This is a genomic window from Bradyrhizobium sp. 33ap4 (assembly GCF_032654765.1).
Classification (GTDB): Bacteria; Pseudomonadota; Alphaproteobacteria; order Rhizobiales; family Xanthobacteraceae; genus Bradyrhizobium; species Bradyrhizobium australafricanum.
Window position 1 is genome coordinate 47,723 of sequence record NZ_JAUMTJ010000058.1, and the last position, 11,552, is coordinate 59,274.

The following is an 11,552-nucleotide window of genomic DNA, read 5'->3' on the forward strand; positions in this document are numbered from 1 at the left end:
GCCTAACTCCCGAGCCAGACGTCGTCGTATTTCGGCTTGCCAAGCAGGTTCGGCCGATAGCCCTGCACCTTCTTGTTCATGGCGACCAGCTCGAACTGGAACGCCAGCGGCGCGACAAAGGCGTTCTCCATCACCAGCCGCTGCACGGTGGAAAACGCCTTGCGCCTGGTGTCGATGTCCTCCGAGGCGCGCGATTCCTTGATCGCGGCCTCGAGCTCGGCCGGCACCGGCGCGCGGCCGCCATTGTAATAGGCGTCCTTGGTGAACATCAGCGAATAGGTCAGGCTCGGGTCGGGCCGGCCGGTCCAGGCCGAGAGCAGCCCTGCCCCCTTCTTCTCCGGACCGAAGAAGGCCGCGGAAGCTTCCGCGATCGGGGCGTTGACGAAGCGCACGCCGATGCCGGCCTTGCGCAATTGCTCGATCAGGATCTCCTGACGCTGCACCGAATCCTGGTCCGGATAGCCGCCGAGCTCGATCTGGGTACCCTCCTTGAAGCCGGCCTCGGCGAGCAGCTTGCGCGCTCGGTCGGGATCATAAGGATAGAGTTTTGCGACCTCCGCGTCGTATGCCCAATGCGCCTTCGGCAGGTTCATGTAGGCGGGCTCCGCAAGACCTGCGAGCGCGGCCTTGACGAAGGACTCGCGATCGATCGCGAAGTTGAGCGCCTGACGGACCTTGAGATTGTCGAACGGCGGCTTGGCCCAGTTGAGGAAGATCTGAAGCACGTACAGCGTCGGGCCATGCACCACCTTGACGCTCGAGGCGCGCTCGATGATCACCTTCTGCCGCGGCGGCAGCTGGTAGATCAGATCGTTCTGCCCGGCGGTGACCGAGCGGGCGCCGGTGGTGAGCTCGGGAATGATCGAGATCTCGATGGCGTCAGGAAGCGGCCGCTCCGGCTTCCAGTATTTCTCGTTGCGCTTGACCACGATCTTCTCGCCGTCGGCCCAGCTGACGAACGAATAGGCGCCGGCGCCGACCGGCTTGCGCGTCACGACGCCGCCCTCGGCCGCCTTCAGCGCCGTCGGCGACACCATCATGCCCGCGCGGTCGGAGAGGATGCCGGGGAGCGCGGTATCCGGTGTCTTCAGCTTCAACGTCACCTGCTGCGGGCCGGTGACCTCGACCGCGGCGACCGAGAGCAGATCGGCCTTGATGTTTGACTTCGCATCGCTGCGGTTGCGCTCGAGATTGAACTTGACGGCTTCCGCATCAAGCGGCGTGCCGTCATGGAAGGTGACGCCGGCGCGGATGTTGAGCACCAGCGTGGTGGGGTCGGTGAACTTCCAGCTTTCGGCAAGGCCGGGCTTCGGCTTCAGCGTGTCGAACTCCCACTCAGTTAACGTGTCGTACATCGTGAACAGGAAGGCATGGTCAGAGCCGGCGCCGCCGGTCGCCGGATCGAGGCTCGACGGATTGGCGGGTGCCGAGATGCGCAAGGTGCCGCCCTTCTTCGGCGCGCCTTCCGCAAACGCACGGCCGCTGAGCGTGGTGCTGGCCAATGCACCCGAGATCAGCGCCATGGCCTCGCGTCGTGTCGTCATTGTCATGGCGTCGTCTCCGGTTGTGAGTTCGGCGAAAAATTCGGGCGGTCGGCGAAATGGCAGGCCACCCAGTGATCGGGCTTCAGCTCGCGCCACTCCGGCACGCGTTCGGTGCAGAGCGGCTGCGCGTGCGGGCAGCGGGTGCGGAAGCGGCAGCCCGAGGGCGGATCGATCGGGCTCGGCACCTCGCCCTGCAGGACGATGCGGCTCTCCTGCCGCATCGTGGACGGCAGCGGCCGCGGCTCGGCCGACAGCAGCGCGATCGTGTAGGGATGCAGCGGCCGCTCGGCGACCTCCTCGGTCGGCCCGAGCTCGACGAACTGGCCGAGATACATCACCGCGACGCGCTCGCTGATATGCGAGACCACGGCGAGATCATGGGTGATGAAGACGTAGGTCAGCCCGAGGTCGCGCTGCAGATCGGCAAACAGATTGAGCACGTCGCCGCGGATCGACATGTCGAGCGCGGCCACCACCTCGTCGCAGACGATCAGTTTTGGTTTGAGCGTCAGCGCGCGGGCGATCACGACGCGCTGCTTCTGGCCGCCGGACAGCTGGTGCGGGTAGCGCGCACCGAACTCCTGCGGCAGGCCGACGCGCTCCAGCGCCTCCCGCGCCTGCCCCTCACGCTCGGCGCGGCTGCCGACACGTGCGAGCTCCAGCGGCTCCAGCACCGAGGCCAGAATGGTCATGCGCGGATTCAGCGCGGCGTTCGGGTCCTGGAAGATGATCTGGTAGTCGCGGCGATGGTTTTGAAACTCCCGGCGTGGCAGCGCCGTTGGATCGATGCCGTCATGCAGGATGGCACCGGCGCTGGGATTGAGCAGGAACACCAGCGCGCGGCCGATCGTGGTCTTGCCCGATCCGGACTCCCCGATGATGCCGAAGGTCTCGCCGCGGCGGACGTCGAAATTGACGCCGTCGACCGCCTTCACGGTGGCGCGGCGGTCCGAGGTCTGGAAGCGGACCTGAAGGTCGCGCACCGAGACGATGGCATCGCGGCGGGGCTCGGCACCGGCTGTGGTCATTGCGTCGCGACCTTCGCAGCAGCCGGCGCGCCAGGCGGATGCAGCGCGCCCGGCAGATTGAGCTCGGCAAAGCGCCAGCAACGCACCCTTCTGCCGCCGCCGGCGTCCTGCAGCTTCTGCTCGGCCTCGCAACCTTTGGCCGCATGCGCGCAGCGGGCCCGGAAGCGGCAGCCATTCGGCATCTCCGCGATCGACGGCACCCGGCCCGGGATCGACGGCAGCCGGCCGTGGCGCGGGCTCAAATGCGGCAGCGAGCGCAACAGTCCGGACGTGTAGGGATGCAGCGGCCGCACCAGCGCCTCGTCGACCGTGGCGTCCTCGATCACCTCGCCGGCATACATCGTGATCATCCGCGTGCAGGTCTCGGCGACGACGCCGAGATCGTGGGTGATCAGCATCAGCGCGGTCTTCGAGGTCTCGCTGATGTCGCGCAGCAGCTCGAGGATCTGCGCCTGCACGGTGACGTCGAGCGCGGTGGTCGGCTCGTCCGCGATCAGAAGCTGCGGCCCGCAGATCAAAGTCGCCGCGATCATCACGCGTTGGCGCATGCCACCGGACAGCTGGTGCGGATAGTCGTCGATCCGCCGCTCGGGCGAGGCGATGCCGACGCGGCGGAGCATCTCCAGCGTTTTGGCGCGCGCCTCCTCATGGGAAACGTCCGTATGGACGCGCAGCGTCTCGGCGATCTGGTGGCCGACGGTGAAGACCGGGTCGAGCGCGCTCATCGGCTCCTGGAAGATCATCGCGATCCGCTTGCCCCGGATCGCGCGCATCTGCCGCGCGCTGCAGGAAGCGAGATCGACGCCGTCGAACAGGATCTTGCCGTCGAGGCCGGCAAAATTGCCCGGCAACAGCCGCAGGATCGACAGGCCGGTGATGGTCTTGCCGCAGCCGCTCTCGCCGACGATGCCGACGCGCTCGCCGGGCGCGATGTCGAAGTCGATGCGGCGCGTCGCCTGCCAGACGCCCTGCGCAGTCTTAAAGCGGATGCCGAGCCCGCGCACGGACAGCAGCGGCCGCGCGACCTCGCGCGCCCCCTCCGCCCTGCGCTGTGCCGGCTGGCCTGCCTCCATCAGCCCGCCGCCCGCTTCTTCTCTTTCACCAGCTGCTCCTCCATCAGCATCTCGGTGCCGATGATGCCCTCGCGGGTGAGCTCATCGAGCTCGGCGTCGGAAAGCCCGAGCATGCCGCCGAGGATCTCGCGGTTGTGCTCGCCGAGCGTCGGCGGCACCGAGCGGATCGCGAACGGCGCATCGCTCTCGCGAAACGGCATCGATGGCTGCGGATGTCGTCCGATGAACGCGCGGTCGACATGCTGGATGAAGCCGCGCGCGTGGAGCTGCGGATCCTCCAGGAGATCGATCGGCAGCCGCGCCACGCCGGAGGCAACGCCGGCAGATTGCAGCGCGGTCATCGCCGCATCGGCATCGCGCACCGCGGTCCAAGCCGTGATCGCAGCCTCGATCTCGGCCTCGATGGCGCGGCGGCCCGCGGCCGTCTTGAGTGCCGCGTCCGCTGCCCAATCCTCGCGGCCGAGCAGCCGGGCGAGCTTCGGCCACATCGCGTCGTCGGACGCCGCGACGACGATCCAGTTGTCTTCTCCGGCGCAGCGAAAGCAGCCATGCGGCACGAAATCGGGATGGCGGTTGCCGTATTTGGTCGGCGGCTCGCAACTGGTCGAATGCGCCACGATCCAGGGCGCGGCGAACGGCATCATGCATTCGATCTGGGCGAGATCGATGAACTGCCCCTGTCCCGTCAGTTTGGCGTGGATCAGCGCGGTCAGCACCGCGGCGGCGCCGTTGAGCCCGCCGACGGCGTCGCCGAACGCGGTATGGCTCATGACCGGCGGACCATCGGGATCGCCGACCACGCTGGGCAGGCCGGAGCCCTGCTCCAGCGTCGAGCCGTAAGCGCGGCAGTCGCGATGCACGCTGCCGGCACCGAACGCCGACATCGACATCATCACCAGCTTGGGATTGATCTTGCTGAGCACGTCGTAGCCGAGGCCGAGCTTGGGCAGCACCTCGACCGAATAATTGTCGACCACGAGGTCGGCATCGGCGAGCAGGCGCTTGGCCAATTCAAGCCCCTTCGACCGGGTCAGATCGAGCGTGATGCCGCGCTTGTTGCGGTTCATGATGCAGTAGCGCACCGACTTCTCGTACATCTGCTCCAGCACATAGGCCGGACGGCGGTCGACGCCGCGCCACCAGTCCGGATACTGGGTCGCCTCGATCTTGATGACGTCGGCGCCGAGATCGGCGAGCGTGCGGGTGCAGATCGGCCCGGCCCAGCCCATCGAAAAGTCGACGACGCGGATGCCCTCGAGCGGCAAGCGATCGGTTGCAGCGGGCTTGGGCGCCGGCACGCGCGGCGCAGCCTCGCGCCTCGCCTGCTGCTCCCCGAGATCAGGCACCCGGCCGCCGCGCAGCGGCGGCGTTGCGGTCAGCCGCTGCATCGTGCCGGCGGAAAAGCCGGTCTCGTCACCGATGGTGATCGGGACGATGGCGCCACGCGCACGCTTCTCCTCATCGGCGATGAGATCCGCGACCTCCGGCACCGGCACGATCGGAATCTTGCGCTTGAGCCCTTCGGCGAACCATTCCTGCGCGGTGCGCTGCTTCAGCTTCGGCAGGATCTTGGCTTCGATCTCGGCGACATGGCGCAGCCGGTCGACCCCCATGACCAGTGTCGGATCGTCGCGCAGCTCGTTGAGCCCGAGCATCTCGCAGAACGCGCGCCACTGCGCCGGGGTCACCGTGGTGACGCCGAGCCAGCCCTGCTTGGTCTCGTAGATGCCGACCGGAAAGGTCGGCCAGAACCGGTTGACGCCGATCCGCCGCATGATGTCGCCGCGCTGGAATGCCTCGAACATGATGTATTCGGTGACGGCGATAGAGGCCTCGAACAGGCTGATATGGTTTTCGCGCCCGCGCCCATCGTGCATGCGGCCGAGCACCGACGAAGCGGCCGCGATGAAGCTCCACAGCCCGCCCAGAATGCCGGTCTGGAAATCCGGCGCATGCATCGGCGGCCCCTGCTCCGGACCGACCAGCTTCACCAGTCCGGTCAGCGCGCGGATCGTGGAGTCCGTCGCCGCGAAATTGGCGTAGGGACCGCGATCGCCGAACCAGGCGAGGTCGAGATGGATCAGGCCGGGATGGTCCCGCCTGATCGCGTCGAGATCGATCTCGGGACAATCCGCCGCAGCGATGCCGCGCCCGTCGAGCAGGATGTCGCAGCCGGCAATCAGCTCCCGCAGGCGCGATGCCGCGCCCGCATCGCGCGTGTCGAGCACGACACTCGACTTGTTGAAGTTGAGGAACGCAAACCACGCGCTCCGGCCCTTGGGCGTCAGCGGCGCGGTGCGGCGAAGCGGATCGCCGTGCCGCGGCTCGACCTTCTGCACATCGGCGCCGAAGTCGGCAAACAGCCGCGCGCAATAGCTCGTCGCCGCAGCACTTCCGATCTCGACAATCCGCAGATGCGATAACGCGCCCATCAGGCTTCCTCGCGACACATGACCAGCCGGTGACAGCGACTGATTCAGTCTTCTTGTTGGGTGAACTTGAAGCCGCGCCGACTGTGTGATGCAAGTGGAATTTTCTTCCGCTTGACGGAATTAGCGAGCGTATGACCGAAGTTGCTGCTCAGCGCGAAGCGAAGATTGTGCAGCTAATTGCAGGTGAGCTGCGCTTCGAACCAGTGTTGCACTGAGTTCGACAATCGCGGCCATGCGCGCAAGACATGCGCGTATGTGGCCGCGCTCGCGCGGGTGATGCCGCGCAGTTCCTGCTCAATGGCGGGGAGATCAACACCGAGGCACCGGCCGGCCCTGGCGACGCTGCGACCATCGACCACAAGCTCAGAGATCAGCGACGCATTGCCGCGTGCGAACAGCAGATCGAGCGGATCGGCATCGAGAATCTGATCACGCTCGAGGCGGTCGAGATCGATGCTGACGAAATCGGCCGGCGCACCGACCGCGAGCTCGCCGGTGCCCGGCGCGCCGGTGGCGCGGCGGCCGTTGCGGATCGCGAGCGTGAAGAATTCCTGAGCAGTCCATGTACGCTTGAAGCCGAGACCACCGTGCATCATCTGCACCAGCCGCATCTCGCGCAGCACGTCGTCATCCTCATCGAGCGCGAGGCCATCGACGCCGACCGCGACTGCACAGCCGCAGCCGTGCGCCGCCGCGATCGGTGCCAGCCCGGAGCGCAGATGCAGGTTGGAGGAGAAGTTGGTGACAATGCGCGCGCCCGACGCCGCGATCATCTCGAGCTCGTCGGGCCGCGCGTGGATGCAATGCGCGAGCGTCAGCCGCTCCGAGAGGAAGCCGATATCGCGGAGATAGCGCACGATGCCGCCGGGAAAATGCTGGTCGGCCCAGGTGCGCTGGTAGGTGGTCTCGAGCAGATGCATGTGGATGCGGCGGCCGGTCCGCGCCGAGTTCTCCGCGACCGCCTCCAGCAGCGGCTTCGAGCACCACTGCACCCCGGCCGGGCCAAGCTGCACATCAACCTTCGGCCCGCCGATCGCAGCCGCGATCGCGTCGGTCAGCTCGATATAGGCCTGCGGCGACATCGGGGCGCGCACGAACAGCTGTTCGATCGTCTTGCGGTCATCGGCCGGAAGACCTGACAGCACCGCTTCGCTGTCGCCATAGACGATCGGGTTCTGGTCGCGCACCGCGATCGCAAAGGCGATGCGGATGCCGACATCGCCGGCGGCGCGCGCGATCGCCCTGGCTTCATCGACGAGCGGCATGGTACCGCTCGGGCGGGTGTAGTGCACCATCATCGCCGCGCAGCCGGCCTGCGCCGCGCGGGCAAACGCCGAGGCCGCGGTGAGATAGGGATCGACCGGCGTGCCGACCACCGTGCGCAGGATCCAGCTCTCCAGCGGCATGCCGACCGCGCCGAAGCTCGAGGCGCGCGGGCGGGCGTGGTCGTGGGCGTCGACGAAGGCGGGAAGGACAAGGGAACGCGGGCCTGTCGCCGGGCGCGCGGCTTCGGAAATATCGGTGATGACGCCGCCGTCGTGACGGAGCACGACGTCGTTGCGGATGTCGTGGTCAGAACCGCAGAACAGACGGGTTGCCGTGACGTCCATCGGTCCCTCCGCCGTCATTGCGAGGAGCGGAGCGACGAAGCAATCCATCTATTCCCGTGCCGAAGAATGGATTGCTTCGCTTCGCTCGCAATGACGAGTTAAACTTAATTCGCCGTATACACCAGCTCCCGCTCCGCGCGTGGCGGCAGGAATTCCCGCGAAAACACTTCGGCCGGGGCCGGCGTGCGGGTGAGCTGGTAGCCTTCGACGATGAAGCCGATGGCGCGCGCCATGCGGTCGTCCTTGACGTCGCCGATGCCGATGTCCTTCATCTCGGGCGAGACGATGAGCTTCTCGAAGGAATATTGCAGCCGGCGTTTCTCGACATCGACATTGATCAGATTGTCATAGTTCAGCGCCGCCTTCATGGCCGCGTTCTGGTCCTTGCCGACCGCGATCGCGCCCTTGTTGATGGCGCGGACGAGTCCGGCCACCGCCTTCGGGTTCGCGGCGATCAGCTTGCGCGAGACCATCACGCCGTTGGAATAGAGGTCGAGCCCGTAATCGCCGAACGAGAACCATTTGAAGTCCTTGTCGGGGTCCTGACGGTTCAGCACCAGGTTGAAATAGCTCGTGATGTTGAACACCAGCGCGGCGTCGATGTCGCCCTTGATCAGCATCGGCTCCTGCAGGTTCGGCGCCATGTTGGAGACCTTGATCTTCTCGCCATCGAGCCCGTTCTTGTGCACGAACACCGGCAACAGCCGCGTGGTCGGCGTCCCCTGCGCGCCGCCGAGCGTGTGGCCCTCGAAATCCTTGATCGTCTTGATGCCGCTCGAGTTCTTGGCGACGATCGCGAATGGCGGCTGGTTCCACATCATGTAGACCATGACCGGCGCATCCTGCGGCTTGGTCGCGGCGTTCTGGATGATCGCATTGACGTCGCCGAAGCCGGCGTCATAGGCGCCCGACATGATGCGCGTCACGGTCGCGCCGGAGCCTTCGCCCTGGTCGATCACGACGTTGAGGCCCTCTTCCTTGAAGTAGCCGTTGTCCTTGGCGTAGAAGAACGCGGCGTCCGAGCCTTGCGTCTTCCAGCCCAGCGTGAACTTGATGGTGGTTTCCTCGGCGCGCGCGGGAGCGGCGATCAGGGCCAATCCCAACAGCGCGGCGCTTACTTTTCTCAGCATCGAGATCTCCTTAAGCTTCATTGCTTGACGGTTGACGAAGTGTCTCAAGTGGCGATGACATTGTCCTTGCGTGTCGCCCAGCCGGTGACCTGGCCCTCGATCAGCGAGAACAGGACGTAGAGCGCGACGCCGAGACCGGCGAGCACGAACAGCCCGGCGAACACCAGCGGCACGTTGAAATTGGAGGACGCCGTCATCATGACGTTGCCGATGCCGCGGTTTGAGGCGACGGTTTCCGACAGCACCGCGCCGACGAAGGCGTAGGAGACCGCGACCTTCAGCGAGGCGAAGAAGAACGGCATCGTCCTCGGCAGGCCGACATTCCAGAGGATGTCGAACTTGCTGGCGCCGAGTGCCTTCAGCACATCCTCGAGCTCGGGTTCGGTGGTGGCAAGACCGGTGGCGATATTGACGACGATCGGGAAGAAGCAGATCGACAACGAGGTCAACACCGCCGGCACGGTACCGGAGCCGAACCACAGCACGAAGATCGGCACCACGGCGACCTTCGGGATCGACGAGAAGCCGACCAGCAGCGGATAACAGGTGTCGTAGGCGATTTTTGACACCCCGATCACGGCACCGAGCGCGACGCCGAGCGCCACGCCGAGCACGAAGCCGATCATGGTGGTGACCAGGGTCTGCACGATGTGCGGCCATAGGATCGGGAATTTCTCGAACAGCGTGACGAAGATTTGCGACGGCCGCGGCAACACGAGGTCCGACATCCCCGTCATCAGGCAGAACAGCTCCCAGGCGACGAAGAACAGCACGATCAGGGCGGCGGACCAGGCCTTCTGCCTGATGTCTGACACGGACATGGTCAGGCTCCCTCGCGCGCCGCGCTGCGCGCATCGACGATGAAGGCGCGGAGCTTCTGGTTGAGCGCGACGAAGTCGGGCTCAAAGGTCATCGCCACGGTGCGCGGACGGGCGAAGTCGACCCTGGAGTCGTCGAGGATGCGGCCGGGCCGCGCGCTCATCACGCAGATGCGGCTGGCGAGGAAGCCGGCCTCGCGCAGATCATGGGTGACCAGCAGCACGGTCGGCCTGTGGGTCATCCAGAGCTGCTGAAGGATTCCCCACAGCTCCTCGCGGGTGAACTGGTCGAGCGCGCCGAACGGCTCGTCGAGCAGCAGCATGCGCGGCTCGTGGATCAGCGCGCGGCACAGATTGGCGCGCTGGAGCATGCCGCCGGAGAGCTGCCACGGATAGCGGCCACCAAAGCCCTTCAGCCCGACCTGCTCGAGCAGCGTGTTGGCCTTGTCGCGGAACTCGGTCTTGCGCAGCTTGCGGAACTGCGAGCGGAACGGCTCGACGATCTTCAGCGGCAGCATGATGTTCTTTTCGATCGTCATCCACGGCAGCATGGTCGGGTTCTGGAACGCCATGCCGACCCGCACCGCGCGCGCCGCGACCTCGCGGCCGCCGACGATGACGACGCCGGTGGTCGGCCGCGCCAGGCCGGAAACCAGCCGCAGGATGGTGGACTTGCCGCAGCCGGACGGGCCGACCAGCGCGACGAACTCGCCGTCGGCGATCCGCAGCGTAGTTGTCGACAGTGCCGGCACGGCGCGGGCGCCGCGGCCGAAGGTGACGGAGGCGTCCGACAGCTCGATCGCGGTCGGCGCGGATCCGGCGGCCATCGGCTCGCCGGCAAATTCGGAGTTTGGTTGCATGCGCATCACGAGCAAAGTGCATGCAAGCCGGATGCCAGCGGCAGCCGCGTTGAAAATCAAGGAGATCGCGCGTTCCCCGCCTCAAAGCCCGGATTCCTTTTGGGCAATCCGCGGCTCAAACTGCATGCAATTCGAGCGCCCGATTGCTTTGGCGGTATGATAAAGAGGCGTTCGAAGCACCTTCGAGAGGGATTCGCGGCAATGGCGGGGCGCGCCGACAGCAGCAAGACGGCTGAATCGTCAGACAAGGTCAGCGTGATCTGCCGCGCGCTGCGGCGCGCGATCATCGAGCAGGCGCTGGAGCCCGGCGCCAAGCTGCCCGAGGATTCGCTCGGCGAGCGTTTCGGCGTCAGCCGCACCATCGCACGGCATGCGCTCGGGCAATTGGCGGCCGAAGGCCTGGTCGAGCTGCGCCGCAACCGCATCGCCGTGGTGGCGACGCCGAGCTGGCAGGAGGCGCGCGATGCCTTCGATATTCGCATCGAGCTCGAGCGGCTGGTGGTGCGGCAGCTCGCGGGCAAGCTGACCAAGGCGCAGATCGCCGAGCTGAATGCCCATGTCGACGCCGAGGATCGCGCCCGCGACGGCACCGACGCGGTGTCGATCCGGCTCGCCACCGAATTCCACATCCTGCTCGCCCACATGACGAACAGCCCGATCCTGGTGCGCTATGTCAGCGAGGTCGCCTACCGCTGCTGCCTGACGCTGTCGCTGTACAGCCGGCCGCATTCGTCGGAATGCGCGATCAACGAGCACCGCGCGATCATCGCCGCGCTGGCGAAAGGCGACGTCGACAAGGTGATGGGGCTGATGCACAGCCATCTGGATTCCGTGGCGACCCGTGCGCTGGTCGCGCCGAGCCCGCAGCGCGGCCGCGATCTGCTGGATATTCTGGCCCCCTATGCCGACGAGGCAACCGGCGAAAAGGTGGTGAAGCTGCCGAATGCGGCGCGGCGCTGATGCTCTTACCTCGCCCCGCCTGCGGCAGGGGTGTCCGGGGAAATTCAGGCATAGCGGAGCTCCATCTGGTCAGGTGAGATGGTTGATTTCCGACGGC

At 66.4% G+C, this 11,552-nt stretch carries 10 protein-coding genes; 2 read left to right on the plus strand and 8 right to left on the minus strand.

All coding sequences use genetic code 11. The annotated features are described in order from the left end of the window. Nucleotides 1-2: 2 nt before the first annotated feature. The 8 genes from Q2M23_RS34015 to Q2M23_RS34050 form a co-directional block, all read right to left on the minus strand. Nucleotides 3-1,550 carry an ABC transporter substrate-binding protein gene (locus Q2M23_RS34015; protein WP_057015153.1) on the minus strand — a complete coding sequence of 516 codons (1,548 nt, stop codon included), beginning with the start codon at nt 1,548-1,550 and terminating at the stop codon, nt 3-5. Next, a complete protein-coding gene (locus Q2M23_RS34020; RefSeq protein ID WP_253640401.1) occupies nt 1,547-2,572 on the minus strand; it encodes an ABC transporter ATP-binding protein in 1,026 nt (341 codons plus the stop codon). The genes Q2M23_RS34015 and Q2M23_RS34020 overlap by 4 nt, the downstream gene beginning before the upstream one ends. Further along, nucleotides 2,569-3,645 (minus strand): ABC transporter ATP-binding protein, encoded by a 1,077-nt coding sequence (locus Q2M23_RS34025; RefSeq protein ID WP_316398392.1) that lies wholly within the window; start codon nt 3,643-3,645, stop codon nt 2,569-2,571. Before Q2M23_RS34025 ends, Q2M23_RS34020 begins: the two co-directional genes overlap by 4 nt. Further along, on the minus strand, nt 3,645-6,077 hold the full coding sequence (locus Q2M23_RS34030; RefSeq protein ID WP_316398393.1) for a CoA transferase: 2,433 nt from the start codon (nt 6,075-6,077) through the stop codon (nt 3,645-3,647). The genes Q2M23_RS34025 and Q2M23_RS34030 overlap by 1 nt, the downstream gene beginning before the upstream one ends. A gap of 173 nt (nt 6,078-6,250) precedes the next feature. After that, entirely contained in the window at nt 6,251-7,687 is a 1,437-nt protein-coding gene (locus Q2M23_RS34035; protein ID WP_316398394.1) for an amidohydrolase family protein, read from the minus strand. A gap of 104 nt (nt 7,688-7,791) precedes the next feature. Further along, entirely contained in the window at nt 7,792-8,817 is a 1,026-nt protein-coding gene (locus tag Q2M23_RS34040) for an ABC transporter substrate-binding protein (protein WP_316398395.1), read from the minus strand. Nucleotides 8,818-8,861: 44 nt separating this feature from the next. After that, nucleotides 8,862-9,638: an ABC transporter permease gene (locus tag Q2M23_RS34045; protein WP_316398396.1), complete on the minus strand. Its 777-nt coding sequence runs from the start codon at nt 9,636-9,638 to the stop codon at nt 8,862-8,864. Between the two features lie 2 nt (nt 9,639-9,640). Next, nucleotides 9,641-10,495 (minus strand): ABC transporter ATP-binding protein, encoded by an 855-nt coding sequence (locus Q2M23_RS34050; RefSeq protein ID WP_229191405.1) that lies wholly within the window; start codon nt 10,493-10,495, stop codon nt 9,641-9,643. On the opposite strand from Q2M23_RS34050, the gene Q2M23_RS34055 reads away from it, so the two are divergent. Both Q2M23_RS34055 and Q2M23_RS34060 read left to right on the plus strand, forming a co-directional pair. Then, nucleotides 10,494-10,655 (plus strand): hypothetical protein, encoded by a 162-nt coding sequence (locus Q2M23_RS34055; RefSeq protein WP_316398397.1) that lies wholly within the window; start codon nt 10,494-10,496, stop codon nt 10,653-10,655. The two genes, Q2M23_RS34050 and Q2M23_RS34055, sit on opposite strands and share 2 nt — an antisense overlap. Nucleotides 10,656-10,696: 41 nt before the next feature. Then, nucleotides 10,697-11,455, plus strand: coding sequence for a GntR family transcriptional regulator (locus Q2M23_RS34060; protein WP_168858912.1), 759 nt, complete (start codon nt 10,697-10,699; stop codon nt 11,453-11,455). The last annotated feature ends 97 nt before the right edge of the window (nt 11,456-11,552 follow it).